Origin of the sequence: Nocardia sp. NPDC047038 (assembly GCF_040644075.1) — a bacterium.
GTDB classification, from domain to species: Bacteria; Actinomycetota; Actinomycetes; order Mycobacteriales; family Mycobacteriaceae; genus Nocardia; species Nocardia sichangensis.
Window position 1 is genome coordinate 139,828 of record NZ_JBEYVQ010000001.1, and the last position, 25,697, is coordinate 165,524.

At 69.7% G+C, this 25,697-nt stretch carries 28 protein-coding genes; 10 read left to right on the plus strand and 18 right to left on the minus strand.

From position 1 onward, the window contains the following. The first annotated feature begins 68 nt into the window (after positions 1-68). The 3 genes from ABZ824_RS00680 (at position 69) to ABZ824_RS00690 (ending at position 1,579) form a co-directional block, all read left to right on the plus strand. Positions 69-281, plus strand: a complete 213-nt coding sequence (locus tag ABZ824_RS00680) for a hypothetical protein (RefSeq protein ID WP_355079860.1) — start codon at positions 69-71, stop codon at positions 279-281. 79 nt (positions 282-360) lie between these two features. Continuing rightward, positions 361-756 (plus strand): hypothetical protein, encoded by a 396-nt coding sequence (locus ABZ824_RS00685; RefSeq protein WP_356960842.1) that lies wholly within the window; start codon positions 361-363, stop codon positions 754-756. A gap of 22 nt (positions 757-778) precedes the next feature. Continuing rightward, a complete protein-coding gene (locus tag ABZ824_RS00690; RefSeq protein ID WP_356960844.1) occupies positions 779-1,579 on the plus strand; it encodes a PIG-L family deacetylase in 801 nt (266 codons plus the stop codon). A gap of 292 nt (positions 1,580-1,871) precedes the next feature. Here ABZ824_RS00690 and ABZ824_RS00695 read toward each other — a convergent pair whose 3' ends face one another. The 5 genes from ABZ824_RS00695 to ABZ824_RS00715 form a co-directional block, all read right to left on the minus strand. Next, positions 1,872-3,413 carry a HAMP domain-containing sensor histidine kinase gene (locus ABZ824_RS00695; protein ID WP_356960845.1) on the minus strand — a complete coding sequence of 514 codons (1,542 nt, stop codon included), beginning with the start codon at positions 3,411-3,413 and terminating at the stop codon, positions 1,872-1,874. Continuing rightward, complete coding sequence (locus ABZ824_RS00700) at positions 3,410-4,126, minus strand: response regulator transcription factor (protein ID WP_356960847.1); 717 nt, start codon at positions 4,124-4,126, stop codon at positions 3,410-3,412. The genes ABZ824_RS00695 and ABZ824_RS00700 overlap by 4 nt, the downstream gene beginning before the upstream one ends. A 142-nt stretch (positions 4,127-4,268) precedes the next feature. After that, positions 4,269-6,440 (minus strand): glycosyltransferase family 39 protein, encoded by a 2,172-nt coding sequence (locus tag ABZ824_RS00705; RefSeq protein WP_356960849.1) that lies wholly within the window; start codon positions 6,438-6,440, stop codon positions 4,269-4,271. Positions 6,441-6,563: 123 nt separating this feature from the next. Further along, the gene (locus ABZ824_RS00710) at positions 6,564-7,172 is read right to left on the minus strand and encodes a malonic semialdehyde reductase (protein ID WP_356960851.1); all 609 of its coding nucleotides are present in this window, start codon (positions 7,170-7,172) and stop codon (positions 6,564-6,566) included. A 26-nt stretch (positions 7,173-7,198) separates the two neighbouring features. Continuing rightward, positions 7,199-7,618 carry a nuclear transport factor 2 family protein gene (locus ABZ824_RS00715; protein WP_356960853.1) on the minus strand — a complete coding sequence of 140 codons (420 nt, stop codon included), beginning with the start codon at positions 7,616-7,618 and terminating at the stop codon, positions 7,199-7,201. Positions 7,619-7,791: 173 nt separating this feature from the next. Here ABZ824_RS00715 and ABZ824_RS00720 point away from each other — a divergent pair, with 173 nt between their 5' ends. Both ABZ824_RS00720 and ABZ824_RS00725 read left to right on the plus strand, forming a co-directional pair. Then, positions 7,792-8,574, plus strand: a complete 783-nt coding sequence (locus tag ABZ824_RS00720) for an SDR family NAD(P)-dependent oxidoreductase (RefSeq protein ID WP_355077920.1) — start codon at positions 7,792-7,794, stop codon at positions 8,572-8,574. Positions 8,575-8,589: 15 nt separating this feature from the next. Then, positions 8,590-9,057, plus strand: a complete 468-nt coding sequence (locus ABZ824_RS00725) for a biotin/lipoyl-containing protein (protein WP_355077919.1) — start codon at positions 8,590-8,592, stop codon at positions 9,055-9,057. On the opposite strand, the gene ABZ824_RS00730 is transcribed toward ABZ824_RS00725, so the two are convergent. After that, positions 9,018-9,452 carry a lipocalin-like domain-containing protein gene (locus ABZ824_RS00730; RefSeq protein ID WP_356960855.1) on the minus strand — a complete coding sequence of 145 codons (435 nt, stop codon included), beginning with the start codon at positions 9,450-9,452 and terminating at the stop codon, positions 9,018-9,020. The two genes, ABZ824_RS00725 and ABZ824_RS00730, sit on opposite strands and share 40 nt — an antisense overlap. Before the next feature lie 29 nt (positions 9,453-9,481). Then, positions 9,482-9,976, minus strand: a complete 495-nt coding sequence (locus ABZ824_RS00735; RefSeq protein WP_355077917.1) for a luciferase family protein — start codon at positions 9,974-9,976, stop codon at positions 9,482-9,484. Positions 9,977-10,078: 102 nt separating this feature from the next. Between ABZ824_RS00735 and ABZ824_RS00740 the strand changes: the two genes are divergently transcribed. Further along, on the plus strand, positions 10,079-10,444 hold the full coding sequence (locus tag ABZ824_RS00740) for a helix-turn-helix domain-containing protein (RefSeq protein WP_355077916.1): 366 nt from the start codon (positions 10,079-10,081) through the stop codon (positions 10,442-10,444). Between the two features lie 91 nt (positions 10,445-10,535). On the opposite strand, the gene ABZ824_RS00745 is transcribed toward ABZ824_RS00740, so the two are convergent. From ABZ824_RS00745 to ABZ824_RS00775, 7 genes are all read right to left on the minus strand, one after another. Continuing rightward, entirely contained in the window at positions 10,536-11,297 is a 762-nt protein-coding gene (locus tag ABZ824_RS00745; RefSeq protein WP_356960857.1) for an alpha/beta hydrolase, read from the minus strand. A 2-nt stretch (positions 11,298-11,299) separates the two neighbouring features. Beyond that, positions 11,300-12,544 (minus strand): FAD-dependent oxidoreductase, encoded by a 1,245-nt coding sequence (locus ABZ824_RS00750; protein ID WP_356960859.1) that lies wholly within the window; start codon positions 12,542-12,544, stop codon positions 11,300-11,302. Further along, positions 12,541-13,467 (minus strand): MBL fold metallo-hydrolase, encoded by a 927-nt coding sequence (locus ABZ824_RS00755; RefSeq protein WP_356960860.1) that lies wholly within the window; start codon positions 13,465-13,467, stop codon positions 12,541-12,543. The genes ABZ824_RS00750 and ABZ824_RS00755 overlap by 4 nt, the downstream gene beginning before the upstream one ends. Beyond that, a complete protein-coding gene (locus ABZ824_RS00760; protein ID WP_356960862.1) occupies positions 13,464-14,402 on the minus strand; it encodes an aromatase/cyclase in 939 nt (312 codons plus the stop codon). The genes ABZ824_RS00755 and ABZ824_RS00760 overlap by 4 nt, the downstream gene beginning before the upstream one ends. Before the next feature lie 145 nt (positions 14,403-14,547). Next, positions 14,548-14,802, minus strand: a complete 255-nt coding sequence (locus ABZ824_RS00765) for a phosphopantetheine-binding protein (RefSeq protein WP_355077911.1) — start codon at positions 14,800-14,802, stop codon at positions 14,548-14,550. Beyond that, positions 14,799-16,037 (minus strand): ketosynthase chain-length factor, encoded by a 1,239-nt coding sequence (locus ABZ824_RS00770; protein ID WP_356960864.1) that lies wholly within the window; start codon positions 16,035-16,037, stop codon positions 14,799-14,801. The genes ABZ824_RS00765 and ABZ824_RS00770 overlap by 4 nt, the downstream gene beginning before the upstream one ends. Beyond that, positions 16,034-17,302 (minus strand): beta-ketoacyl-[acyl-carrier-protein] synthase family protein, encoded by a 1,269-nt coding sequence (locus ABZ824_RS00775; RefSeq protein WP_356960866.1) that lies wholly within the window; start codon positions 17,300-17,302, stop codon positions 16,034-16,036. The genes ABZ824_RS00770 and ABZ824_RS00775 overlap by 4 nt, the downstream gene beginning before the upstream one ends. A gap of 198 nt (positions 17,303-17,500) precedes the next feature. On the opposite strand from ABZ824_RS00775, the gene accA reads away from it, so the two are divergent. Both accA and ABZ824_RS00785 read left to right on the plus strand, forming a co-directional pair. After that, positions 17,501-19,189: an acetyl-CoA carboxylase carboxyl transferase subunit alpha gene (accA, locus tag ABZ824_RS00780; protein ID WP_356962404.1), complete on the plus strand. Its 1,689-nt coding sequence runs from the start codon at positions 17,501-17,503 to the stop codon at positions 19,187-19,189. A 10-nt stretch (positions 19,190-19,199) separates the two neighbouring features. Next, positions 19,200-20,549 (plus strand): acetyl-CoA carboxylase biotin carboxylase subunit, encoded by a 1,350-nt coding sequence (locus ABZ824_RS00785; protein ID WP_356960867.1) that lies wholly within the window; start codon positions 19,200-19,202, stop codon positions 20,547-20,549. A gap of 44 nt (positions 20,550-20,593) precedes the next feature. On the opposite strand, the gene ABZ824_RS00790 is transcribed toward ABZ824_RS00785, so the two are convergent. From ABZ824_RS00790 to ABZ824_RS00800, 3 genes are all read right to left on the minus strand, one after another. Then, complete coding sequence (locus tag ABZ824_RS00790; protein ID WP_355077907.1) at positions 20,594-21,460, minus strand: AfsR/SARP family transcriptional regulator; 867 nt, start codon at positions 21,458-21,460, stop codon at positions 20,594-20,596. 200 nt (positions 21,461-21,660) lie between these two features. Next, on the minus strand, positions 21,661-22,320 hold the full coding sequence (locus ABZ824_RS00795; RefSeq protein WP_356960869.1) for a class I SAM-dependent methyltransferase: 660 nt from the start codon (positions 22,318-22,320) through the stop codon (positions 21,661-21,663). Between the two features lie 108 nt (positions 22,321-22,428). Next, positions 22,429-22,656 (minus strand): hypothetical protein, encoded by a 228-nt coding sequence (locus ABZ824_RS00800; RefSeq protein WP_356960870.1) that lies wholly within the window; start codon positions 22,654-22,656, stop codon positions 22,429-22,431. Positions 22,657-23,092: 436 nt separating this feature from the next. Here ABZ824_RS00800 and ABZ824_RS00805 point away from each other — a divergent pair, with 436 nt between their 5' ends. Beyond that, positions 23,093-23,923: a mycofactocin-coupled SDR family oxidoreductase gene (locus tag ABZ824_RS00805; protein ID WP_355077904.1), complete on the plus strand. Its 831-nt coding sequence runs from the start codon at positions 23,093-23,095 to the stop codon at positions 23,921-23,923. Between the two features lie 262 nt (positions 23,924-24,185). Here ABZ824_RS00805 and ABZ824_RS00810 read toward each other — a convergent pair whose 3' ends face one another. Continuing rightward, positions 24,186-25,217 carry a DoxX family membrane protein gene (locus ABZ824_RS00810; protein ID WP_355077903.1) on the minus strand — a complete coding sequence of 344 codons (1,032 nt, stop codon included), beginning with the start codon at positions 25,215-25,217 and terminating at the stop codon, positions 24,186-24,188. A 193-nt stretch (positions 25,218-25,410) separates the two neighbouring features. Here ABZ824_RS00810 and ABZ824_RS00815 point away from each other — a divergent pair, with 193 nt between their 5' ends. Continuing rightward, on the plus strand, positions 25,411-25,695 hold the full coding sequence (locus ABZ824_RS00815) for a hypothetical protein (protein ID WP_355077902.1): 285 nt from the start codon (positions 25,411-25,413) through the stop codon (positions 25,693-25,695). Positions 25,696-25,697: the final 2 nt, after the last annotated feature.

Consider the following 25,697-nt stretch of genomic DNA (forward strand, 5'->3'; position numbering starts at 1 on the left):
GCCGAGGATCGTTCTCGCGGTCGAAGTCCGGCCGATGGCCCCACGGGCCGATACCAAGGAGAACGAGTATGAAGGCGTTGAAGTCCAAGGTGGCGAAGGCCGCGGCCGTCGGAGGCATCGCTCTGGCGGCGGTCGGCGTCGGCGCGGGCGTCGCGAGCGCGGATCCGGGCCACGACGATCGTGACCACGGCCGCGGCCCGGTTCCCGAGCAGCACCACCAGGACCCGCAGCCGAGCCCGCACGGATTCTGGTTCTTCAACCAGTGGGTCCCGCTGCCCTGAGTCCTTAGACACGCCGCCGATCAGGTCGATTACCTCGCTGGTAATCGACCTGATCGGCATTGTGGGCGAGGCTCGGAGCATGGTGACGAACAGCAGGCGGCGAAACCGCTCCGCACTGGCCGGTGCGCTGCGCGGCTTGGCGCTCGGGCGGGTCGCGCTGGGCTCGGCCGCGCTCGTGGCCCCGCGGACGCTGACCACGGCGCTCGGCGTGCGGCCCACGCCCGAACTCGACTACATGACCCGGATCTTCGGCGCGCGGGCGATCGCGCTCGGCCTCGGGTATCTCACCGCGCCCGCCGAGGAGCTGCCGCGCTGGCAGCGCCTGGCGTTGCTGGTGGACATCCTCGACACGACACACGGCGGGGTGCGCGTCCTGCGCGGCGACGTCCCCCGGCCGACCGCGGTCGCGCTGGTCGCCCTGACCGGCGGGTACATGCTCGTCGGCGCGACCAGGCTGGCCAGGGATCTGCTGTGAATGTCTTTGGCACACTGGTGCGATGGCGACCGTTGTGGCATTCCACGCGCACCCCGACGACGAGACGCTACTGACCGGCGGGACGCTGGCCGGACTGTCCGCCGCCGGGCACCGGACCGTCATCGTGGTGGCCACCGACGGCCATATGGCCGATCTCGACGGCCGCAAGGCGCTGCGGCTCGGTGAGTTGGAGGCGAGCGCCGCCGCCCTCGGCGTGCACCGCGTAGCGCACCTCGGCTACGCCGACAGCGGGCACGGCCCGGTGCTGTACGCCGACCCGCCGGACCGGATGCGATTCGCCCGCGCGGACCCCGAGGACGCGGCGCGTCGGCTGGCCGCGATCCTGCGCGAAGAGAACGCGGAGATCCTGCTCAGCTACGACCGCAACGGAGGGTACGGCCACCGCGACCACATCCGCGTGCACGAAGTGGGCAAACGCGCGGCCGAATTCGCCGGAGTGGCGCGCGTTCTGGACGCCACCCTGCCCCGCGATGGTTACGCACGGCTCGTGCGTGCGCTGACGCGGCTGGGACTTCCTTTCCACTACGACTTATCGGTGCTCGACTCGTTCTACAGTCCGCGTTCGGCGATCACCCACCGGATCGACGTCTCCGCCCAAGCCGCCCGCCGCAAGAGGGCTCTGGCCGCCCACCGGTCGATCATCGAGGGCTCCAGCCGCTTCGCGGCCATCGCGAAGGTGCTACTTCGCATGCCGACGCCGGTGCTCGCCAGGGTGATGCGCTGGGAGTGGTTCGCCGAAGAAGGCGCTACCTCCACCTCGGGAACTCCGCTCGACGACATCTTCCGGCCCGCGTCCCGCTGACGGTGTGCCCTCGGGTGCGCGACCCACCGCGTTGCTTGCGCGATTGCGCCGACGAGATTTCTCGACGCAAGCAGCATTCATTTCGGCGCCGGTCGTGATGCGCGGGCTGTGCCGACTCGATCCGGACGAGCGTCGCCGGGACCGCGCCGAACCCGGGCGCTCCCAGCCGGGGCGTCGATGCCGATAGAGCACGGCCGCTGGTTGCCCGCGCGTCAACGGGAAGCCGACCGGTATTCGAGGGGTGCGTCAGGTGAGCGGTGAGGTTCGGCGCGGAAGCCTCTTTCGCGGCGGCCTACTGCGGTGGCATCCGCTCACCTGTGGAGCGCGTTTCGGCGGGTTCCCGCGGCATCACCACGGTGAAGGTCGCACCGCGTCCCGGTTCGCTGTCGACCGACACGCGTCCGCCATGGGCCGTCACCAGGGCTTGGACGATGGACAGACCAAGGCCGGTGCCGCCGCTGGTGCGAGTGCGTGAGGCGTCCGCGCGGTAGAAGCGTTCGAACACCCGGGCGGCGGCCTCGGGAGAGAGGCCGGGGCCCGCGTCGATCACGTCGACCCGGACACGATCGGGGGCGGCCGTGAGCCGCACCGTGATCGGCGTTTCCCGCGGGGTGTGGGTCAGGGCGTTGCCGAGCAGGTTGCCCAGTACCTGGCGTAGGCGGGCCTCGTCGCCGATGACGTCCATGGTTCCCTCGCCGTCGCCGAGTGCCAGTGTGATCGGGCGATCCGGCGCGTCGGGCGAGGGCTTCTGGCGGGCGGCGATGGCCCTGGCGTTGTGCACGGCGTCGCCGGCGAGGGCGAGCAGATCGACGGGTTTGCGCTCCAGCGGGCGTTTCTCATCCAGTCGCGCCAGCAACAGCAGATCTTCGACCAGCAGACCCATCCGCTCGGCCTCGGCCTCGATCCGGCCGACCACCATCCCCGCGTCGCTGCTGGCGCCCTGACGGTACAGCTCGGCGAAACCGCGGATCGTGGTCAGCGGCGTGCGCAGTTCGTGGCTGGCGTCCGCGACGAAGCGGCGCATCCGCGTCTCCGAGCGGCGGGCCGCTTCCTCCGAGGCCTCGGTGGCGGCCACGCCGTGCTGGATCTGCGCGAGCATCTCGTTCAACGACCGCGCCAGATGGTCGACCTCGGTGTCGACGCCGCGCACCGGGACCCGCCGGTGCAGGTCGCCGCCTGCGATCGCCGCCGCGGTCTGCTCCACCTCGCGCAAGGGCCGCAGGCTGCGCCGGATGACCAGGTAGCCGACGGCGCCAAGGGCCAGCAGTGCCGCCGCCCCCGTGCCGATCTCGAAGAAGATCAGCCGTGAGACCGTCTCCTGGTTGTCGGTGAGCGGCAGGCCGATGGTGGTCGAGCCGTACTGGTTGGTGGTGGTCAGTACACGCCAGCGCACCGAGGAACCGTCCGCGGAACCCACCGTCTGCGGCGTGTGGGCTTTCGCGCCGCTGAGATCCGGGCTGCCCGCGGCGCTGTTGGCGCCCGGTAGGTCCTGATACACCTGCCCGTCGGCGCCGGTACGCAGTTCGAAGAACCGGCGCGGCTGCTCGCCCGCCGACCTCGGCTGCACCGGCAGGGCCGGGAGGTCGGCCGGAATCCATTGCACGCGACCGTCGCTGGTGGTCACTTGGCGCATCGGACGCGGCTCCGCCCACTGCCGTGCCGCGTCGTAGAGCTGCTCGTCGGTGCGCTGGGTGAGCGATCGGCTCAGCGCCGAGGTCACCGCCGCGCCCGACGCGAACAACGCCGCCGCCGTCAACAGCAGCAGCACGATCACCAGCCCTATCCGCAGCGGGACCGCCGATACCCGCCGCGCGAGCTGCTCCCGTACGCTCACGTGCGGCTCACCTGCGGTTCGCGCAGCACGTATCCCACGCCACGCAGCGTGCGCAGCAGCTTCGGTTCGGTGGTGTCGATCTTGCGCCGCAGGTACGACACATACGACTCGACCACGCCCGCGTCGCCGCCGAAGTCGTAGCGCCAGACGTGGTCGAGGATCCTCGGCTTGCTCAGCACCTTGCCCGCGTTGACCATGAAGTACCGCAGCAGGGTGAACTCGGTCGGCGACAGCGACACCGGCGCGCCCGCTTTCCACACCTCGTGGCTGTCGTCGTCGAGCACCAGGTCGCCGACCGCCATCCGGCTGGCGTTCTCCTGGAGAGACTGTATTCCGCTGCGGCGCAAGATGACTCGGAGCCTGGCGATGACCTCCTCCAGGCTGAACGGCTTGGTCACGTAGTCGTCCGCGCCCAGGGTGAGGCCGGTGAGCTTGTCGTCGACGTCGTCGCGCGCGGTCAGGAAGAGCACGGGGGCGTCGACCCCGTCGGCGCGCAGTCGCCGCAGCATCCCGAAACCGTCCATGCCCGGCATCATCACGTCGACGACGAGCGCGTCCGGCCGGAAGGTGCGCACGCGGTCCAGCGCCTCGGTTCCGCTGAGCGCGGTGGCCACCTCGAAGCCCTGGAACCGCAGGCTCACGGCGAGCAGTTCGATGATCATCGGTTCGTCGTCCACGATGAGGACGCGGGCTTCGGGTTCGGTGCCGGTCATGATCCCATGGTTACGCCGCAGGCACGGAGCGACCTGCGAGCAAGCTGGGTATTTCCTGGGAGCCGCGCGGGCGCGGACACGCGAACGGAGTATCGCCGCGCCGTGGGACGCGGCGATACTCCGTCGGCGCGGATCGGAATCGTCAGCTGGTGGGTGCGGTCAGGTCGTAGACCGTGACGTTGCCGACCGTCTTCGCGGTGTAGTGCGCCTTCACCCATTCGGCGATCTCGTCCGCGGCCGACTTCTCGCCCCCGGAGCCGGGCCGCATGCCCTGCCCCTGCGCGATGAACCAGTGCACCTCGCCATCGGCCACGTACTGCTGGAACCGAGCCAACGTCGGCGCGTCGTCGCCGCCGCTGAAGCCGCCGATCGCGATCACCGACGTGCCGGTGCGCAATTCCAGGCTCGACGCGGTGCCGGAGCCGATGCTCGCCGCCGACCACCGGCTGTCGGTGTTCTTCAGCAGGGCGTTCAGCTCGGCGTTGTCGGCGCTGCCGCCCGGTCCACCGCCGCCGGGAGCGCCGCCCGTGGGAGCCCCGTCACCGGTCGGCATGCCGCCGTCGGCCGCCATGTCTCCGGTGGGCAGTTCGCTGCCGGTGGGAGCCGCGTCTCCGGTCGGCCTGCTTGTGCCGGGGGGAGCCGCGCGGCCGGCACCGGACGCTCCGTCGGCGGCCTCGGCGCGGCCGTCGTCCGCTCCCGTGCCCGGACCACCGGCTCCGCCCGCACCGGGCCCGCCCATGGAACCCGCCTGCGCGGGCCCGGAGGTAGGGATGCCGCCGCTGTGCGCGTGGGTGACCGTTTCGACCGCGTAGGCCGTCGACCCGGCGAATCCGGCGAGCAACGCCGTCGCCGCGATCGCGACGGCGATCCGGCGCGACCGGTGCGCGCCGACCAGCAGCGCCACCGCGGCGATCGCCGTCGCGGCCACTACCGTCCAGCGCAGCCACGGCAGCCAGTCCGGCGTGCGGTTCAGCAACACGAAGGCCCAGGCGCCGGTGACCGCCGACAGCAGTGCCGAGGTGATCCTGGCCGCCACGTGCCCGCGCCGTCGCCATAGTTGCGTCACCGCGATCGCCGCGACACCGGCGACGCCCGGCGCCAGGGCCACCGTGTAATACGGGTGGATGATGCCGCTCATGTAGCTGAAGACCAGGCCGGTACCGAGCGACCAACCGCCCCAGAGGATCATCCCCGCCCGCAGCCGATCGGTGCGTGGCGCGCGGCCACTCAGCCAGAGCCCGGCGACCAAGCCGATCAGCGCGACCGGAAGCAGCCACGACACTTCGGTCGCCATGCTGCCGCTGAACAGCCGGGCCGGTCCGGTGTCGCCGCCGAACGCGCCGCCCATGCCCCCGCCACCGCCGGGGCCGCCGGAGCCCCCTCCACTCGGATTGCCGCTGCCGCCGAGCAACCGGCCCATGCCGTTGTAGCCGAGCGCCAGCTCCCACAGGCTGTTGTCGGTCGACCCGCCGATGTACGGGCGCGAATCCGCGGGCCACAGCTCCACCAGCAGCACGTACCAGCCGCCCGCGACCACCATGGCCGCGCACGCGGTGACCAATTTGCCGATGCGGGACCAGAATCCGCCCGCGCCCACGACCAGGAATACCGAACCCAGGGCGGGCAGGACCAGGAACGCCTGCATCATCTTGGTCAGGAACGCGAAACCGATGGCGACACCGGCCAGCGTGAGCCAGCCGGTGCTCGCCGAACGCCAGCGCGGGTCGTGCGAGTCGATCGCCCGCACCGTGCAGTAGGCCGCCGCGATCAACAGCAGGGTCAGCAGCGCGTCCGGGTTGTCGAAGCGGAACATCAACGCGGCGACGGGAGTCGCCGCCAGCGCCGCACCCGCCAGCAGGCCCGCGCCGGGCCCGCTCCACCGCCGCACCGCGGCGTACAGCAGGGCCACCGAGCCGACGCCCATCAACGCTTGCGGCGCCAGCAGCGACCACGAGCCGAATCCGAACAGCCGCCCCGACAGCCCCATCACCCACAGCGCCGCGGGCGGCTTGTCCACCGTGATCGCGTTGCCCGCGTCGTGCGCGCCGAACAGCAGTGCCTTCCAGCTCTGCGTGCCCGCCTGCGCCGCGGCGGCGTAATACTCGTTCGCCCAACCGGATATCGTCAGATTCCACAGATACAGCACCGCGGTCGCGGCGAGCAGCGCGAACAACGCCGGGCGCGCCCATCGCGGTTGGGTCGCGGGCCCGAAGAACACGCGATCCGCCCGGGACCGGCGTGCCGGTGCGCGATGGGCGCCGACGAGTCGCTCGTCGGCCGCAACGCCCGGCGGGACGCTCGTGATCAGCGCCATGATTTCGCCTTCCTTTCGTCGGAACCTCTGCTCGAAGGCTAGGAAGGCAGCCTGCCCGCAAGCTGGGGCAAACCTGGGAGTGCGCTGTGCGGCCGAGCGGCCCTCGTCACTCGCTCGGCGGGATCACACCGTGCTGACCACCTCCTCGTACGCCAGTCGCGGCGAACGCGGGAACCACGCGTTCGGGCCGGGCTTGCCGATATTGACCACGACGAGGCCGGTGTATTCGCCGCCAGGGAAGAAGTCCTCGTCCAGGCCCGCGCCGTCGAAGCCGTTCATCGGGCCCGCCGCCAGACCGGCGGCACGGACGCCGAGGATGAAGTAGCCGATCTGGATCAGGGCGTTGAAGCGCGCGGACTCCGCGCGGTAGTCGGCGTCCGCGAAGTAGTCCTTGGCCTCCGGCGCGTGCGGGAACACCGTGGGCAGGTGCTCGTGGAAATTCAGGTCGGCGGCGAGGATCGCCGACAGCGGCGCGGCGGCCGTCTTCGGCTTGTTGTTGTCGATCATGTGGGTGACCAGCCGGGCCCTGGCCTCGGCGCTGCGCACCAGAACGATCCGCAGCGGTTGCTGATTCATCGAGGTCGGTCCGTATTTGACCAGCTCGTAGATCGCGCGGATCTGCTCGTCGGTGACCGGCTCGTCGGTGAAGGCGTTCGCCGTGCGGGCCTCCCGGAACAGCAGGTCCCCGGCGTCGGCGGCGAGCGTGAGCAAGTCCGGCTGAACGGAGTTCACAGGGTTTCTCCTCGATAGTGGTCGGATCAGTCGTGGACGACGCGCCGCGACCGGGTCAGCAAGGCGCCGTCGGCGCGGACGAGCACGTCGTGCACGACGCAGCTCGGCGCGATCTCCGGCTTGCTGTTCGGGCGGATCTTCACCACCAGGCAGTAGGCGGTGGCCACGATGGTCCCGTCGTCCTGCGGCTGCAGGTTGATCATGTTGAACCAATGCCTGCGCTGCATCGGGTCGGTTTCGAAGCGCTTGTGGAACTCGACCAGGTCGGCGATGATCCCGGCCCTGGTCCGGGCCGGCGGAATGCCCGGTGTGTGCTCGAATTCCGCGTCCTCGGTGAAAGTCGCGGCGTAGCCGGGGATGTCGCGGTTGTCCAGCCGCTGCATCTGTTCGGCGTAGAACTGCTGGACCTCGGCGTACAACTCGGTGCGGCTGGCGACGGTGGTCATGGTTGCTCCTGTGGTCACGGCGGGGCTCGGCTGCACGCCAGCGTGGTCCACGCCGCTAGAGCCTCGGTTGAGCCGACCTCCGTCGTCCGCGGTTGACCGGATCTATAGGACGCGGGTCGACCCTGGTGGTCGAGAAGCCCGGCGAGTTCGGAAGTTCGACCGATGGAGGAGTCATGGCGGAAAATCGGCGCGTCGCGCTGGTCACCGGAGCGACCAGCGGAATGGGCCTGGAGATCACCAAAAGCCTGGCGGCCCAGGGGATCGCGGTGTTCCTCTGCGCTCGCGATCAGCAGCGGGTGACCGACACGGTGAAGAGTCTGCAGGACGACGGTCACGAGGTGGACGGCACCGTCTGCGACGTCGCCGACGCCGCGCAGGTCCGCGAGTACGTCGACGCGGGTGTGCGGCGCTACGGCCCGATCGACATCCTGATCAACAACGCGGGCCGCAGCGGCGGCGGCGTCACCGCGCAGGTGACCGACGAACTGTGGTTCGACGTGATCAACACCAATCTCAACAGCGTGTTCCTGATGACGAAGGCGGTGCTGAACGCGGGCGGCATGCTCGAGCGCGGCAGCGGCCGCATCGTCAACATCGCCTCCACCGGCGGTAAACAGGGCGTGGTGCACGGCGCCCCGTATTCCGCGTCCAAGCACGGCGTGGTCGGCTTCACCAAAGCGCTCGGCCTCGAACTGGCCAAGACCGGGATCACCGTGAACGCCGTGTGCCCCGGATTCGTGGAGACGCCGATGGCCGAGCGGGTGCGGGAGGTGTATTCGGGGCTGTGGGGCGTGGACACCGACGAGGTGCACGCCCGGGTCAGCGCGCGAGTGCCGATCGGCCGCTACGTGCAGCCGTTCGAGGTGGCGGCGATGGTCGACTATCTGATCGGTCCCGGAGCGGGCGCCGTCACCGCGCAGGCGCTGAACGTCTGTGGCGGCCTGGGTAATTACTGACAAGGAGTGACGGCAATGACCGCAGTGGAGGAGAACGTCCCCACCACCGGACACGAGGACTATCTGCGGGTGCTGGAGGCGATCCAGACCGGCGCGTTGCAGCTGCTCGCGGGCTTTCCGCAGCAGCCGAGCGCACTGCGCTTCCAGGTGGGGGAGGTGACCGTCGAGGCCGAGTGGGCGGCTTTGCCCGCCCCGATCGCGGCGGCCGCGGTGGAAGCCGTCGCCGCGCCGGAGGCTCCCGCGCTCGGCGCGGTCGTCCGCGCGCCAAGCGTCGGCGTGTTCTACCGATGCCCTGAGCCGGGCGCGGACCCGTTCGTCGAGGTCGGCGAACGGGTGAGCGCCGGGCAGCAGGTCGGCATCGTCGAGGCGATGAAGTTGATGATCCCGGTGACGGCGCAGGCGGGCGTGATCACCGGGATCCTCAAGGAAGACGGCGAACCGGTTCAATTCGACGAGCCCCTGTTCTCGTATTCGCCGGAATGACGGTGTGTTTCGAGCGGGCGGCCGCGACGCCAGGTGAGCACCCGGCGTTGTGTCCGCCCGCCGACCTGTGCGGTGCCGATGAGCGTCAGCACGTCGCCGTTCAGCGACATCTGCCGCACCTGCTCGGTCCGCGCCCAAGCCGGGTTGGAGCAGACGCTGATCGCGTGCACCACCTCCGTGCCGGTGCGCCGCCAGGTGCCCGCGTACCCCATGAACGGGGTGGCTCCCTTGGCTCCGTCGGTGCGCATCATGCTCACCGACATGTAACCGTGCGCGCCGTAGATCAGCAGGCCGCGTGGTGCGTCGCCGAGCGGTCCCGTGCTGGTGACGTCCTGCTCGTCGAGGTCGTAGTAGGAGACCAGTTCCCAGGTGCCGACAAGATCGGTTGCGTTCATGACACCGACGATGGCGGCCGCCGCTCTAATCACGCTGTAGCCGGTTGCCGGGCGAAGCGGTGACTGGCCCGCACCAGCTGCCAGACGACGTCCAGCTCCTCGCGATCGCGCGGCCCGTACACCATCACCAGCGTCCCGGGCAGGTATCCCCGCCGGGCCATCGGATGAGCCTCCGCCCAACCCAACCGAATCGACTGCGCCACAGTGTCTTTCGGCAGGCACATGTGCAGACTGCCGTCCCCGTGCCCGTGCAGGTGGGCGAATTCGGTGCCCGCGAGATATGCCTCGCCTGGTCCATGGGCGATCGTCGGCCGCAGGTGCAGGGCCCGGGTGTCGGGCAGGGAGACTCCACTGCGGCCGAGCAGAACGCCGTCGAGCGTGGTCATCCGCGACCACAGCTCCTCTTGCAACTCCGGCGGAGCGATCTGGTCGAGTTGCTGGTGCGGATTGTGCGCACGAGTGCGCGGCCGGTCACCGGAGCGCCGTGGCAGATCCAGTCGGCCGTCCACTGTTGTCGTCGTCATGACTGTGCTCCCTTCGATTTCGCGTATTCGCGACCCCTGGAAACACATTACTTTCCAAAGTATAGTAGTAACCAAGGGGAAAGTGACTTACCGGGAGGACGTATGACAACCGCGCCGGTCGACCCTTGTCCGATCACACCCGTCATCGACCTGGTGTTCGGCCGCTGGTCCACCCAGGTGCTCTGGGTGCTCACCCACGACGGCAAGCTGCGCTTCACCGAACTGCAACAGCGCATTCCCGGCCTGACACCCAAGGTCCTCACCCAGCGCCTGCGCCAGCTCGAACGCGACGGCCTGGTCGCGCGCACCTACCACCCCGAGGTCCCGCCGCGCGTCGAATACGAGGCGACCCCACTGGCCAGAACGCTCACCCCGGTGTTCAGCAGCATCGTGACCTGGTCGTCCGAACACCTCGGCGAGGTCCTCGCGGCCCGCGCCGCCTATGACTCGGGAGAGACCCCGGGCTGATCCGCCCTACCGAAGACACGAGTGATCCGTGGTCCAGGGCGGCCGCTGCCACTGCGCCGGCCATCGCGGACGAGCGCCGAGCGCGGTGGCGCTACGGTGCAGGCGCTGGTCGAGCGGCGAGTTCGAGCAGGCATCCGGCCAACTCGCGCGGCATCGTGATCATGCAGTCGTGCCCGGTGGGGAGTACATGGAGGCGGTCGGGAGGCAGATCGGCCGGTGGCAGGGTGCGGGGCATGGCCGCGCGCATCGCCTTGAAGTCCTCGCCGCCTTCGCCGCAGTGGACGTGCGTCACCGGAATCTTCGCCAGTGCGGCGGGATTCGTCAGTGTCATCGGCTGCTGGAAGGTCTTCAACGACTGCGGCGTCTGCATGGACGCCAGCCAGCCGAGATCGGGTTCCTCGGTGACGCCGTAGAGGCCGCCGTCGCCGGTCGGTTCGGTCTGCGGCGGCACCAGCCAGCCGTCGCCGGCGGCGGCCGCCGCGGTGGCGAAGGCATCGACCATGCCCGGCATGATGTCGGCCACCGCTTCGCCGTCGCGCGGCACGAACGTGTCGATGTAGACGAGTTCGGCGATGCGGTCCGGCACGGCGTCGGCCAGCGCGGTGACGACGATGCCGCCGTAGCTGTGACCCACCAGGACGACTTCGGTCGCGTCCTCTGCGGTGACCAGCTCGATCAGGTCCTGAACATGGGTGTCGAGCCCGACATCCGGGGTCAGCAGGTGCGCGCGGTCGCCCAGACCGACCAGCGAGGGGGCCAGCACGCGGTGACCAGCGTCTTCCAGCAGCGGAGTCACCCGCTGCCAGACCCATCCGCCGTGGAAGGCGCCGTGAATGAGCAGGTAGGTCGACACGATCAGTTCTCCCTGAGTTTGGTTAGGGTCGTGACGGTTTCGGTCGCGGTCGGCACCGGCTCCGGGCGGATGCCGAGGCCGATCACCCTGGCCACCAGCCGGGGCAGGCGCGGAAAACGGCGCAGCAGCCGCACCAGCAGCGGCTTGTCGGTCCCGGGCCGTCCCGCACTGGGGTAGAGGTCCGACAGCAAGTGCAATTGCGCGAATTGCACCACGCGCATCGGGAATTCGCGGCGGCGCTGAACGGTGCGCAGCTGCGTCGTGGACGCGGTCGCGCCCGCGGCGAAGATCGGCGCCAGCAGGCGAGCGGTCGCGATGGCATCCTGCACCGCGAGATTGATGCCCACCCCGCCCGCCGGGGACATCGCGTGCGCCGCGTCCCCGATCGCCAGCAGACCGGGACGGTACCAGCGGCGCAGCCGGTCCACCCGGACGTCGAGGGGTTTCACGTCGTCCCAGTCCAGGATCTCCGCCTCCAGACGCGGCGCGAGCACGGGATAGATGCCGGACAGATCCGCACGGAACCGCGCCAGCCCCGCCGCCCGGATCGTCGCGAAGCCGCCCTTCGGAATCATGTACGCGACCTGGAGATAGTCACCGCGATCGATGCAGACGATGAAGAATCCCTTCCCGCTGCGCACGGTGGGCAGGCGCTCGCCCTCCGGCTTGCCGACGCGGAACCAGAGCACGTCCATGGGCGCCGCGCTGGCGGCGACCTCGAGCAGCCCCGATCGGCGCACGATCGAGTGCCGCCCGTCGGCCGCGATCACCAGGTCGGCGCTGACCTCCAGCGGACCGTCAGCGGTCTCGGCGCGTACGCCCGCCACCGCACCGCCGCGCTGGATCAGCTCGGTGACCTCCGCTTCCTGCACCAACCGGAAGCCGGGGTAGCGCCCGCCCGCCTCGGCGAGGAAATTCAGCACATCCCACTGCGGCATGAACGCCACGAACGGGAAGGGCCCGGGCAGCGCGCTGAAGTCGGCGAACACCACCGTACCGGTGGCGGTCGCCATCGGCAGCTGAGGCAGCTCGACGTGCGGCAGCGCGAGGAATTCCTCGGCCAAGCCGAGTTCGTTCATCGCGAGCAGTGTCGAGGTGTGCACGGTGTCGCCCCGGAAATCCCGCAGGAAGTCCGGATGCTTCTCCAGCACCAGCACTTCCACGCCGGAACGCGCCAGCAGCAGACCGGTCATCAGTCCGGCGGGGCCGCCGCCGATCACGCAGACCCGCACGGATTCGGTGCTCACGCCAGGCATGTGGGCACCTGCCCGCCGTTGTAGAGCACCATCTCGTCGAAGATCGCCAACACGTCCAGCGGCTCGCCGAGCTCGCCGCCGGACAGTTCCGCATCGGCGCGATACAGGTTGCCGACCAACCGCTCCTGGTCGACCAGGTCGGCGAACTCACCGTGGTCGGCCTCCAGCGCGATCGCCAGCGGCGTCAGCCCGAGTGCGCGTCCCTCCGCGGCCAGGTCCTGCACCCAGCGCAGATAACGCAGCGTCTGGTCGAAGATCTCAGGTCCGGTGACGGGACCGTGTCCGGCGACGACCGTCTCGGCGCCCAGCGCGGCCAGCCGCCGGATCGCGTTGACGGAACCCCTGACCGACCCCATCAGGCAGAACGGCGCAGCGCCCGCCATCACCAGGTCTCCGGCGAACAGCACGCGCTCCTCGGGCAGCCACGCCACCACGTCGTTGGTGGTGTGCGCGGCGGTGCCGAAGTGAATGAGCTCCACCCGGCGCTCGCCCTGGTGCAAGGTCAGGTGATAGCTGAACGTGATGCTCGGCAACGTGACCCGCACGTCGCCCCATTCGACATCCGGCCACAGCTTCGTCAGCGCCAGGCCGGTCTCGATCATCTCCGGCCGGATCCGGTCGTGGCCGACGACGACGGCGGCCGGGCCGAACAGGTGGTTGCCGAAATTGTGGTCGCCATGGTGATGGGTGTTCACGATGACGCGGGCCGGGCCGGTACCCAGCCCGTCGACGAACTCGACGAGTGCCCGGGTGCGCCCTTCCGTCGCCAGCGTGTCGATCACCACCGCGCCGTCCGGCCCGGTCAGCACGCCGGCGTTGCTGACGCACCAGCCGCCGCGGCTGTGCGTGTAGGCGTGGACGCCGTCGGCGATCTCCTGTACGCGCGGCGTCGCGGTCGTCTCGGTGGCGGTCATGTCGGTGACTTCGTCGTCGCGGCAGAGCGTTCCGCGCAACGCAGCGTGTTGCGACTGTTGGCGGACAGCGCTTCGGTGAGGTACGCGCGGGCGTCGGCGAGATCGGTGTTCGCGCCGAGGATCTCGCGCGCGGCCTCGGGATTGATCGCGACCGTGTGCCGCGCGGTCACCACCGCGCCGTCCGGACCCTCGGCGAATTCCCACGCACCGCTGTGGCCGAACAGGATCGCGGGCGGCACCAACTGTTTGTAATCGATTCGTTCGCCGGGAACACACACCCGGATCGACTTCGTGGTGTGCGGGATACCGCCCGCCGTCACCGTGTCCATCTCCATCAGCTGCACGCCATCGGCATCCTCGGTGAGCTCGATGCGGCCGACGTGCGGCACCTGCTCGGGCCAGCGTTCGCTGTGGTAGACGAAGTCATACGCCTCGGAGGACGAGCATTCCAGCGTCACGGTGTCCTGGAAGGTGTGGATCACCTCGTCCACCGGGTGGCCGAGCTCGGCGACGCGGGCCAGCGCCGCGAGCTCGACCACGCTGTTGCGATCGACCGACGCGGCGACCTGCGCGGCATCGGCCCCGTCCACCACCGCGAAGTGGTGGTCCAAGGTGACCTTCGTCGCGCCGGGACCGATCTCGCGGAACGACCAGCCGCCGCCCATCGACGCGAACGGCGCCTGGCTGCGTTCCTGCTCGAACACGATGCGGCGCTGCTCGGCGTCCAGCACCCGCCGCGACGTCCAGTTCTTCACCGCGCCGCCGACGGTCGCCCACAGCCGGAAGCGCTCCTCGTCCGGCCCCTGGTGCAGGTGGCGCACCAGCACGCTCGGCTCGAAGATCACGGGCCATCTGGTCACGTCGGCGACCAGACCGTAGACGACGTCCGGGGAGGCCTGCACCACCCTGCTGTGGGACATCACTTCGCCGCTCATGCTCTGTCCTCTCCGGCACGGGCGGGGCCCTGCGTGGTCACGCTGCGCTGCCTCCTCCGGGCCTGACCGCTCATGCGGTGTGTGCTTTCGGCATGAGCGGGGCCCTGCGTGGTCACGCTGCGCTGCCTCCTCCGGGCCTGACCGCTCATGCTGCACCGCGCAGTTGGGCGTTCACGATGTCGACCAGCTCTTGCGGCGTCTTGACCTCGACGAGTTCTTCCTCCGGGATCGTCACGCCGAAATCGCGCTGGATCCGCGCCGCGGTCTCGATGAGCGCGAGCGAGTCGTAGCCCAGCTCCTCGAATTCCACGGCGGCGATGTCGCCGCCGAGTTCGGCGAGGTCCTCGCCGCCCGCGCAGTCCACCAGAATGCGGCGTAGTTCGGTGATGGTCATGGTCATGATTCGCTCCTCGGCAGATCTCGATCGGACACGGCGCGCACGACGACCGCGGAGTTGAAACCCCAGCGCCCGCGTGCCAGGACGAGCGCGCCGCCGACGGTGGCGGAGCGCGGGGCGCCGAGAACCAGATCGATCCGGTAGTCCTCGGCGAGCGTGGAGGTGCGGGCGGTCGGCGGGATCACCGAGTCGCGCATGGCCAGCAGCGCGGTGACGACGTCGAGCGGACCCGCACCGGAGAACAGGCGTCCGGTCAGCGGTTTCGACGCGGTGACCGGAACGCCGCCCGGCCCGAACAGCGCCTCGATGGCGGCGGCCTCGTCGCGGTCGCGATCGGGGATGCCGGAGGCGTCGGCGAACACCACGTCGATGCCACCGGGCGTCATCCCGGCGTCGGCCAGCGCGAGTTCGGCGGCGCGGCGCAGGCCCGACGGACGGCCGGAACCGGGCGGCGGGTCGAAGGTCGAGGCGTAGCCGGCGATCTCACCGTGCACTTTGGGCACCCCACGGGCACGCGCGGCGGTGGCGTCCTCCACGACCAGCATCGCGCCGCCTTCACCGGGCACGTAGCCGGCGGCGCGGGCGTCGAACGGCAGATAGGCGCGGTCGGGGTCGGTCGCGGCGCTCACCCCGCCGCTGGACAGATGCGAGGCCCACCCCCACGGGTCCAGCGCCGAGTCGACACCGCCGGTGACCACCAGCGGCGTCCCGCGCCGCACGGTGCGCCGCGCGTGGCCGATCGCGTCCAGTCCGCCCGCCTGCTCGGCGACCAAGGCGCTGCTCGGCCCGCGCATGCCGTGCCGGATGGAGATCTGGCCGGTGTTGACCGCGTAGAACCACGCGAAGGACTCGTACACGCTGACGTGCTCGGAGCCGAGCGACCACAGCTTGTTGAATTCGCGATGGGTGAACTCGAAACCGCCGGAAGCGTTTCCGGTCACCACGCCCATGTCGTAGTCGGTCATCGTCGCCGTGTCGACCTTCGCGTCGTCCAGCGCCCACTGCGCGGCAACCAGCGCCATCCGGGTCGAGACGTCCGTCTGTGGCAGCAGCCTGCTCGGCAGGTGCTCACCGGCGTCGAAATCGGCCACCTGTCCGGCCAGTCGCGCCGACGAACCGCTGGTGTCGAACCGGGTGAGCGGCGCGATCCCCCCGCGCCCGGCCAGCACGGCGTCCCAGAAACGCTCCACGCCCATGCCGTTCGGCGCGAGCACTCCCATTCCGGTCACGAGGATCATGCCGCCACCGCCTCCGCCTTGCGCAGCACCATCGCGCTCTGGAAGCCGCCGAACCCGCTGCCCACCGTGAGCACGGTGTCCATCCGATGGTCGCGGGCGACCAGCGGCACGTAGTCCAGATCGCATTCGGGATCGGGTTCGTGCAGGTTCGCCGTCGGCGGCACCACCTGGTATTCCAGCGCCAGCAGCGAGGCGGCGATCTCGACCGAGCCGATCGCGCCGAGCGAATGCCCGACCATCGACTTGATCGAGCTCATCGGCGTGGCGTAGGCGTGCGCGCCGAGACTGCGCTTCACCGCCGCGGTCTCGTGCCGGTCGTTCTGCCTGGTGCCGGAGCCGTGCGCGTTGATGTAGTGCACACCGGTCGGGTCGATCCTGGATTCGTCGAGCGCGACCCGGATCGCCTCGGCCATCTCGCGGCCGTCGGCCTTGAGGCCCGTCATGTGGTAGGCGTTGCACCTGGTCGCGTACCCGGATATCTCGGCGTAGATGTGCGCGCCACGCTTGCGCGCGCTCTCGTACGCCTCCAGCACGAACATCGCGGCGCCTTCGGCGAGTACGAACCCGTTGCGCGAGTTGTCGAACGGCCGTGAGGCCACCTCCGCCTCGTCGTTGCGCGGGGTGGTCGCCTTGATCGCGTCGAAGCAGGCCACCACGATCGGTGTGATGGGGGTGTCCGACGCGCCCGCAACCATGACGTCGGCGGAGCCCTCGCGGATCAGCTGCACCGCGTGGCCCACCGAGTCCAGTCCCGAGGTGCATCCGTTGGAGACCATCGCCACCGGTCCCTCGGCGCCCACGCTCCAGGCCACTTCGGCGGGCATCACGCTGGGGATCATGTAGTCGAACATGTGCGGAGAGAGATACGTCTCGTCGACCAGCCAGTTCTTCCCGGAGTCCGACAGCACCAGGTATTCGCGCTCCAGGCTGGTGGCCGCGGCGACCGCACTGCCGAGGCTCACGCCGAGCCGGTGCGGATCGACCGTCGCGAGGTCGAGCCCGCTGTCGGCCACCGCCTCCCGCGCGCAGACCACGGCGAACTGCACAGCCCGGTCCATGCGCCGAATCTCCCTGGGGGACAGCCCTTCCAACGCCGCGTCGAAGTCCGCTTCACCGGCCACCTGGGACCGGTACGGCGAGGCGTCGAAGAACGAGATCCGGCGCGTCGCCGTGCGGCCCTCGGACAGCAGCTTCCAGAACTCGTCCTTGCCCGACCCGCCGGGCGCGCGGACGCCGAGCCCGGTGACGACAACGCGGCGGCTCATCGCACACCACCGGATGCATTGGTGTTCATGGCGTTCTCCCTTCGATGGTGCGATCGAGCATCGGGGACGGTCCTCGAACCTCGCTCGAGCGAGCGAGTCGAGTTGTTCTCGAGCGGTGGGGCGCAGGCTGTCGCTGTGATCGCCCGGCCGGCGCCGCCCGGATCGATCACCTGTTCCCGAGCACAGGAGACACGCGTGATGAAGTCAGCACACGGCCAGCACGGCGCCGCGGACTGGGTGCTCTGCCCGGCATGCCTGATCCCGCTGTACGGCAAGCGGTTCGCCCGCGACCTCGGCGTCTGCGGCGAATGCGGCAGGCACACGCCGATCACCGCGCGGCAGCGCATCGAGCAGCTCGCCGACGAGGGACGCTTCGAGCCGCTGCCGATCGCCGCCACCGACGAAGACCCGCTGACCTTCACCGACACCAAGCCCTACCCGGACCGGCTGGCCGCCGCGCGCTCCCGCACCGGCATGCACGACGCGGTGCTGTGCGCGCTGGCCGCGATCGAGGGCAGGCCGGTGGTGATCGCCGCCATGGACTTCCGCTTCCTGGGCGGCAGCCTCGGCACCGCGGTCGGCGAAATGATCACTGTTGCCGCCGAAACAGCTCTGGCCCAACGTGTTCCGCTGATCATTGTCACCGCCTCCGGAGGCGCCCGGATGCAGGAGGGCCCGCTGTCGCTGATGCAGATGGCCAAGACCAGCGCGGCGCTGGAGCAACTGGACCGGGCGGGCATCCTCACCGTCACCCTGATCACCGACCCCACCTACGGCGGCGTCGCGGCTTCCTTCGCCACCCTTTCCGACGTGCTGATCGCCGAACCGGGCGCCCGGCTCGGGTTCGCCGGACGGCGAGTGATCGAGCAGACCATCCGGCAGGAATTGCCGCCGAAGTTCCAGACCGCCGAATTCCTGCTGGAACGCGGGCTCATCGACATGATCGTGCCGCGCGCGGGCCTGCGCCAGGCGCTCGGCGCACTGCTGCGGGCCGCGGGGCCGGTCGATTCCGCCGAGACCTTCGTCCCCGCCGACGCGGGCGTGATCACCGATCCGGCCCGCGTTCCCGCGACCGATCCCTGGACACAAGTGCGCCGGGCGCGGTCTCCGCAGCGGCCGACCGCGCTGGACTACTTCGCACTCGCCTTCGACGAGTTCCGCGAGCTGCGCGGCGACCGGATCTCCGGCGATTGCGCCGCGGTGGTCGGCGGAACGGCGTGGCTCGGCGGGCGGCCGGTCATGGTGATCGGCCACCAGAAAGGACACGACCCCAAGGAGCTGATGGAACGCAACTTCGGCATGCCGACTCCGGCCGGCTATCGCAAAGCGGCTCGTCTGATGCGCCTGGCCGAGAAGCTCGGGCTGCCCGTGGTCACCTTGATCGACACGCCCGGCGCGTATCCGGGCGCGACCGCCGAGGAGCAGGGGCAGGCGATCGTCATCGCGGAGAACATCCGGTTGATGTCCGCGCTGCGGGTGCCGGTGATCAGCGTGGTGATCGGCGAAGGCGGCAGCGGCGGGGCCCTGGCGCTCGGCGTCGCCAACCGGGTGCTGATGTTCGCGAACGGCACGTACTCGGTGATCAGCCCGGAAGGCTGCGCGGCGATCGTGTGGAACGATCCCGCCGCCGCACCGGAGGCCGCGGCCGCGCTGTCGCTGACCGCGCGGGACCTGCTGCGTCTCGGTGTCGTCGACGCGGTGCTGCCCGAGCCGGGCGACGACGTGGGCGCGGCCCCCGTGGCCGCGGCCGAACAGCTGCACCGGGCCCTGACCGCGACCCTCGGCGAACTGTCCGGTCGCAGCGGTGCGGAGCTGGCCGACGAGCGCCGCGCCCGGTTCCGGCGCTTCGGCGCGCGGCGGCAGGTCCTGGTCCGGTCGGTCGCGTAGGAGTGGCGCCATGTTCGAGAAGATCCTGATCGCCAACCGTGGTGAGATCGCGCTGCGCGTCGCGCGCACCTGCCGCGAACTCGGCGTGCGCACCGTCGCGGTGCACTCGGTCGCCGACGCCGAGTCGGCGGTGGTGCGTTTCGCCGACGAGGCGGTGCAGATCGGCCCGTCCGCGGCCAAGCGCAGTTATCTGAACGCCGCGGCGATCCTGGCCGCCGCCGAGCTCACCGGCGCGGACGCGATCCATCCCGGATACGGATTCCTCTCCGAGTCACCGGATTTCGCCGACGCGTGCCGGGCGGCGGGCGTCACGTTGATCGGGCCGCCCGCCGACGTGATGGCCCAGCTCGGCGACAAGCAGTCGGCGCGCACGCTGATGGCGAAGGCGGGACTGCCGCTGCTGCCGGGCAGCCTCGATCCGCTCGAACTCGACGAGGCGCACGCGCTCGCGGATTCGATCGGCTACCCGGTGATCGTCAAGGCGGCCGCGGGCGGAGGCGGGCGCGGCATGCAGGTGGTGCACGAGAGTGCGGCGTTCCCGCGCGCCTATCAGGAGACCAGGGCGACGGCGCGGATGCTGTTCGGCGACAGCCGGGTGTACCTGGAGAAGTACCTCGCCGCCGCCAGACACGTCGAGATCCAGGTGCTGTGCGATACCTACGGCAATGGCGTGCACCTGGGTGAACGCGACTGCTCGGTGCAGCGCAGGCACCAGAAATTGATCGAGGAATCGCCTGCCCCGCTGCTGCCGGACGGTCTGGCCGAGCGAATGGGCGCATCCGCCGTGCACGGTGTGCTCGAGGCAGGGTATACCGGCGCGGGAACCGTGGAATTCCTGGTCGATCGGGACGGCAATTACTATTTCATGGAAGTGAACTGCCGAATTCAGGTCGAACATCCGGTCACCGAAATGGTGACAGGTATAGATCTCATCGCCGAGCAGATTCGAGTCGCGGCGGGGCAACCGCTCGGCATCGATCAGGAAGATATCGTCCTGCGCGGCGCGGCGATCGAATGCCGGATCAATGCCGAAGACCCTGCCGCGGAATTCGCGCCCGCTCCGGGAATCCTGGCGGAATTCACGCCGCCCGGCGGCCCCTTCGTCCGGGTCGACACCCATGCGCACGCCGGATATTCGATACCTCCGCACTATGATTCGTTGCTGGCCAAACTGGTGGTGTGGGCGCCGGACCGGGACCGGGCGCTGGCCCGGATGCGGCGGGCGCTGGCGGAATTCCGGATTTCCGGCGCCCGCGTCGCGACCACCCGGGATTTCCTGTACGAGGTGCTCGACCATCCAGCCATGCGCGCCGCCACGCACACCACCGGGCTGGTGGACGAGCTCCTCGGGCGGGGATGAGCGCGCCGGAGGTTCGCCCGGCCCGCGGCGATCGCGGCCGGGCGTCAGGCGGTCTCGGCGGCGGCGCGGCGCTCGGGGGAGTACCACCCGATCAGATAACCGGCGTGGCGGCTGTTGAGCATCGCGCTCACCGAGTCGTCGGAGGCGGTCAGGATGTCCCGGTGCAACTTCTGCAGCTTCTGGCAGGGGTCGAGCCCCAGTTCGTCCTGCATGGACCGGCTGAACCGCTGGTAGGAGGCCAGGGCGCGAGCGCGCTGGCCCGACCGGCACAGGGCGAACATGTAGTACGCCTGGAGCCGCTCGTGCAGCGGATGCTGCATGGTCAGCCGCGCCAGGTCGGGACAGACCTCACGATGCCTGCCCAGTCGCAATTCCGCCTCCACGCGCAACTCGATGTTGGTCAGCCGCAGGTGATCCAGATGCGAGATCTCGGCGGCGAGCGGGATGCCACCCTCCACGTCCACCAGCGCGGGACCGCTCCACAGCGCTTCCGCGGCGCTGAACAGGTCCACCGCGCGCTCGTCGTCGCCGGTCTTGGCGGCGCATCGGGCGGCGTCGGACATGGACTGATAGTCGCGCAGGTCGAACACACAGTCCCGCACGTCGAAGGAATAGCCTTTGCTGCGCGTGCGCAGATAGCGTTCGGCCACCTCCGCCTGTCCGACTCCGAGTTGCTCCGCCATCTTCTTGCGAATGCCGAGCACATATGTTTGCACGACCGTCACCGCGCTGCGCGGCGGATCGTCGTTCCACAGTTCTTCGATCAGGGCCGTCACCGGGACAACGGTGTCGTGTCGGACCAAAAGTAATGCCAGCAACTGCCGCTGCTTCTGCGCGGTCGGCGTCGCATTGTGATTGTTCAGGGCAAGCGTCAGCGGACCTAGCACGCGAGCGCATACGGGATACTTCACTGGGAACTCTCCTACGGGCGAATTTCCCCCCGACCGACGTGAGATTCTCGATTCCCACCGCACTGTAGGCTTCGTCTACAGTAGCGAGAAATCCGTCTCGGCACCATGAATCCTGAGTAATATCGGAGTTAATTCCGTGCGCGGGCTCCGCGAATTCTCCTCGGCTGCAAGGAGATTGGCCCGTTATTTGCTCTCCCCCGTCAGTTGCGGCGAATTCGTAGGATGTTGTCTTTTCGCGTGCCCGGCGTGCCCTCGGGGCTCGCGTGTTCGCGCTCGACCTCCTCGTCCACTTCCACGTGCCATTCGGCCGGATCCAGCGCGAGACCGGCCCGTACTTCGGCGGTGGTCGGGAAATGCACGTCGGCGGGTGGTTCCAATACCCAGGAGGGCCATTGCGCGTGACCGACGATCAGCAACAGCCCGCCGGGAGCCACCGCATCGGCCGCCCGGCTCAGGATGCGCGTCCGTTCGCCGTCCTTCGCCGCCGGTGAGTGCAGATACTGCGCCGTGACGAGGTCGAAACTTCCCGCGGGGAAGGTGTGGTCCAGATCGTGCCGCTGCCAATCTATTTCGCCGTCGATTCCCTGGCGGGCCGCGTTCGTCCTGGCGCGGGCCAGCGCGGTCTCCGACACGTCGACCGCCGTGACCCGCCAGCCGCGCTCGGCCAGCCAGATCGCGTCGGCGCCCTCGGCGCAGCCCAGGTCCAGTGCGGTGCCAGGGGGGACGGCTTCGAGCTCACGCACCAGCAAGAAGTTCGGCCGTCCGGACCAGATCTGGTCGCGCTCCTGGTAGAAGGCCTCCCAGTACTCGACAGTCGTCGGCGTCGTCCGGTCGGCGTGGTGATGGGGTGTCGCACTCATGCGTCCCACCATCCATCGGGCCGACCGAAACGGCAAATATCGTTGCCGGTTCGGCAACCCGCCCCGCCGGCTGCCCGCCCGGTGTCCCCGGCCGCGACCGCCCGTGGGTCAGTAGTCCTCGAGCGGGTCGCGCAGGATCATGCCCTCGGCCGCGCGCAGGCGCGTGGTCATGGTCGTCAGCAGGTCGACGGAGTCCTCGGACAGGCCGATGGCCGTGTGCAGCAGCCTGCGCAGCCGCGGGCTGGCGAGCCGGTCGGCGAGGGTGTTGTCGTGCTCGGTGGGTTCGGCGTCGAGCTGTCGGTCGAGATTCACGGGAAGGTACTCACAATCGGTCATCGGGCCCCCAGGAAACCATGTCAATGCGACGCTCGTGCCTGGAACGACGCGTTGGCACGGGCGAGATCGTTCCGGGGCGCAGCGTACATCGCGGACGGTCGGTCGCTGGACCGGGTCGAAATGGGTGCATGTGGCCTCCGTGCCGCAGTCGGGTCGGCTCGTCCGTGCCATGGCCGTGCCCGCTCCGGCGCCGAGATCGTGCCCATTGTTCCACTCTCCCTGGACAATTCGGCGCAGCGACCCCGTCTACGCAGGTTGCGGACGTGCTGCGGCACGCAGAAGCGCACGTCGTGCCCGGCAGCGGGTGCGGCCCGGTTCCCAACTCTGGGAAATATCGCCTCGGCGACGCGGCCCCCGGAAAACCGGGAGTTCAGCTCGTTCGCCCATGACACGATGGGGGCGGCCGAAGCAGGTACCGACCGACGAAGGGCCAGTCATGGGCAACCTCGACGACCGGGTGGCGGTGATCACCGGCGGCGCCCGTGGACAGGGGCGCGCGCACGCCTTGGCGCTGGCGAACGCGGGCGCGGACATCGTGGTGTGCGATATCGCCGCACCGGTGCCCGGCCTGCCCTACGAGCTGAGCACCCCCGGCGACCTGGCCGAGACCGCCGCGCTGGTCGAGCGGACCGGCCGCCGCTGTGTCGCCGTCCGAGCCGACGTGCGGAGCCTGGAACAGATGCGGACGGTCGCCGAGCGCGCGCTCGAGGAGTTCGATCGCATCGACATCCTCGTCGCCAATGCGGGCATCGCGTCCAACTCGCCCGTCGCCGAGATGGACGAGCGGTTGTGGCGGGACATGATCGACACCAACCTGACGGGCGTGTTCCACAGCTTCCGCGCGGTCGTCCCGCACATGATCGAGCGCCGCTGGGGTCGCGTGGTGGCCACCTCCTCCATCGTGGCGAAGATGGGCGTGCGCAACGCGGCGCACTACGCCGCGAGCAAATGGGGCGTGCTCGGCTTGGTGAAGTCACTGTCGTTGGAAGTGGCGGAGTACGGCATCACGGTGAACGCGCTGCTGCCCTCCGGCGTGGACACCGACATGATCCAGAATCCGGCGACCTGGCGGCTCATGATGCCGGACAAGGAGAATCCCACCAGGGAGGACTGGATGGCGATCATCGAATCCGGGCCGCCCAACGGTGATCTGATCCAGCCCGCCGAGGTGGCCGAGGCGATGCTGCTGCTGGTCTCCGAGCACGGCCGCCACTTCAACGGCGAAGCCGTCACCATCTCCTGCGGCGGGAGCGCGAGCACCTCATAGCGCATGTCCCGTCACAACGGGCGCGCAACGGCGAGTCGCTCGAAGGCGTGCGCGGCGAAACGGATGCCCACCCGCGAAAAGTAGCGGGTGTCGCGCGACACCCGCTACCGAACGCTCATGAGGCTGAGCATGGCCCAGCAGACCAGCTTGTGCGCGACGTGTCCGTGCCGACATGACCGGCGGCCATGGACTCGGGCGCCGCATCTCGTGCAGCTCGCCGGACACGTCTTTCCTTCCGGGCCGAGAGCCCCCCGGCGAAGCGTCAGTGGCGACGTGACTCGATCGCGTCGCGGGCCGCGTGCGCGGTCTGGGCTCCACGCTCGCGCGCCAGGTGTGCCGCGTGCACACCGCGTTCCTTGGCGGCGTCGGCGAGCTCAGGTCCGCGCTCTTTCGCGATTTCCGCCCATTCGGCGCCGCGCTGCTTCGCCAGATCCGCGAGGTGAACGCTCTGCTCCTTGGCGACCTCCGCCCATTCGGCGCCGCGCTCCTTGGCGATCTCGGCCCATTCCGCGCCGCGCTCTTTCGCGATTTCCGCCCAGTCCGCGCCGCGTTCTTTGGCGATCTCCGCCCAGTCGGCACCGTGTTCTTTGGCGATCTCGGCCCACTCCTGCCCGTGCGTCTTGGCGGTCTCGGCCCAGTCGCTGCTGTGCTCTTTGGCCGATTCCGCCCACCCGGGCCGGTGCCGCTGGGCCGATTCGGCGAGTTCCGCCCCCTTGCTCGCGGCCACCGCGCCCACTGCCCGCGCCTTGTCCGCGGCCTCGTGCGCGTGCTTGCGCAGTGCCGCGCCGGTGGCGGTGTCCGAGGCCGCGCCGAACGGCAACGCCGCGGTCACCGCGGCGGCGGCATCGCGCGCGGCCCTGCGGCCACGCCAACCCAGCGAAGGCTTGCCCTCGGTGTCGGCGGCGGTGATCATCAGTCCGCCGAGCAGCCCGAGATCCTTCAGGAACGCGGTGCGCTTCGCCGACTTGCGGGCGGGATCCTGTTCGTTCCAGAAGTCCTGCTCGGTGACGGCCGCGGGCACGACGGTCGCGGCGAGCACCAAAGCGGCCAGTCGCGGTGCCTTGCCGAGGGCCAGCAGGACGCCGCCGCCCACCTGAGCGAAGGCGTTGACCTGCACGACGGTCGACGGATTCGATGGCAATTTCGCGGCGACCTCTGCGGGCAGCTGCCGTTGCCCCCGTTCCAGCAGTGCGTTCGCGGACTTCACCCGCTCGTCCGGGTGCCGCAGCGTATCGACCCCGTCGACCACGAACACGGTGGCCAGTAGCGGCCGGGCGAGTCGGCGCAACAACATGACAGAACCCCTTCCCTTAGATGGCGTCACAATTCGGATTCCCGCGCGATTCGTGACCAAACAAGCGGGTCCGCCGCCGTGTGAAAGCGGACTCATCCGGGTAACAGCTAATCGAGAGAGATCGATCCAGGGGGTAGAAGGCGCCGCCGCACCGCTCGTTCTCCCGCCCCTGCTCCGCCGGAAGGTATCTGCTGTGAACACCCATACGGCCACAACGGCTTTCGATGCCGTCGTCGCCGAGTTGCCCGCCGCGCCGAAGTGCACGTTCCGCTTCGATTCCGTGCCCTGCCGTCATCGCGCGGAATGGTTCATCCGTAAACGGTCCTGCTGCCATCCGGCGGGTGTGGATTTCCTCTGCGAGACCTGCCATACCCGCATCCACTGGATGCTGGACATGGGCATGGTGTTCGAATGCGCCGGATGCGGAGTGCACTCGGCCAGTTTCGCCGAACTGTGCCCGACCGTGGCTCCGCTCTGAGT

Bases quoted from the DNA above. Each gene is read 5' to 3' on its own strand.
- ABZ824_RS00785 (WP_356960867.1), top strand. From the start codon at position 19,200: ATGTTCGAGAAGATCCTGATCGCCAACCGTGGTGAGATCGCGCTGCGC.
- ABZ824_RS00805 (WP_355077904.1), top strand. From the start codon at position 23,093: ATGGGCAACCTCGACGACCGGGTGGCGGTGATCACCGGCGGCGCCCGT.
- ABZ824_RS00715 (WP_356960853.1), bottom strand. From the start codon at position 7,618: ATGACCACCGTCGCCAGCCGCACCGAGTTGTACGCCGAGGTCCAGCAG.
- ABZ824_RS00685 (WP_356960842.1), top strand. From the start codon at position 361: ATGGTGACGAACAGCAGGCGGCGAAACCGCTCCGCACTGGCCGGTGCG.
- ABZ824_RS00725 (WP_355077919.1), top strand. From the start codon at position 8,590: ATGACCGCAGTGGAGGAGAACGTCCCCACCACCGGACACGAGGACTAT.
- ABZ824_RS00730 (WP_356960855.1), bottom strand. From the start codon at position 9,452: ATGAACGCAACCGATCTTGTCGGCACCTGGGAACTGGTCTCCTACTAC.
- ABZ824_RS00795 (WP_356960869.1), bottom strand. From the start codon at position 22,320: ATGAGTGCGACACCCCATCACCACGCCGACCGGACGACGCCGACGACT.
- ABZ824_RS00680 (WP_355079860.1), top strand. From the start codon at position 69: ATGAAGGCGTTGAAGTCCAAGGTGGCGAAGGCCGCGGCCGTCGGAGGC.
- ABZ824_RS00755 (WP_356960860.1), bottom strand. From the start codon at position 13,467: ATGACCGCCACCGAGACGACCGCGACGCCGCGCGTACAGGAGATCGCC.
- ABZ824_RS00735 (WP_355077917.1), bottom strand. From the start codon at position 9,976: ATGACGACGACAACAGTGGACGGCCGACTGGATCTGCCACGGCGCTCC.
- accA (WP_356962404.1), top strand. From the start codon at position 17,501: ATGAAGTCAGCACACGGCCAGCACGGCGCCGCGGACTGGGTGCTCTGC.
- ABZ824_RS00775 (WP_356960866.1), bottom strand. From the start codon at position 17,302: ATGAGCCGCCGCGTTGTCGTCACCGGGCTCGGCGTCCGCGCGCCCGGC.
- ABZ824_RS00700 (WP_356960847.1), bottom strand. From the start codon at position 4,126: ATGACCGGCACCGAACCCGAAGCCCGCGTCCTCATCGTGGACGACGAA.
- ABZ824_RS00800 (WP_356960870.1), bottom strand. From the start codon at position 22,656: ATGACCGATTGTGAGTACCTTCCCGTGAATCTCGACCGACAGCTCGAC.
- ABZ824_RS00760 (WP_356960862.1), bottom strand. From the start codon at position 14,402: ATGAGCGGCGAAGTGATGTCCCACAGCAGGGTGGTGCAGGCCTCCCCG.
- ABZ824_RS00705 (WP_356960849.1), bottom strand. From the start codon at position 6,440: ATGGCGCTGATCACGAGCGTCCCGCCGGGCGTTGCGGCCGACGAGCGA.
- ABZ824_RS00770 (WP_356960864.1), bottom strand. From the start codon at position 16,037: ATGATCCTCGTGACCGGAATGGGAGTGCTCGCGCCGAACGGCATGGGC.
- ABZ824_RS00765 (WP_355077911.1), bottom strand. From the start codon at position 14,802: ATGACCATGACCATCACCGAACTACGCCGCATTCTGGTGGACTGCGCG.
- ABZ824_RS00810 (WP_355077903.1), bottom strand. From the start codon at position 25,217: ATGTTGTTGCGCCGACTCGCCCGGCCGCTACTGGCCACCGTGTTCGTG.
- ABZ824_RS00720 (WP_355077920.1), top strand. From the start codon at position 7,792: ATGGCGGAAAATCGGCGCGTCGCGCTGGTCACCGGAGCGACCAGCGGA.
- ABZ824_RS00740 (WP_355077916.1), top strand. From the start codon at position 10,079: ATGACAACCGCGCCGGTCGACCCTTGTCCGATCACACCCGTCATCGAC.
- ABZ824_RS00690 (WP_356960844.1), top strand. From the start codon at position 779: ATGGCGACCGTTGTGGCATTCCACGCGCACCCCGACGACGAGACGCTA.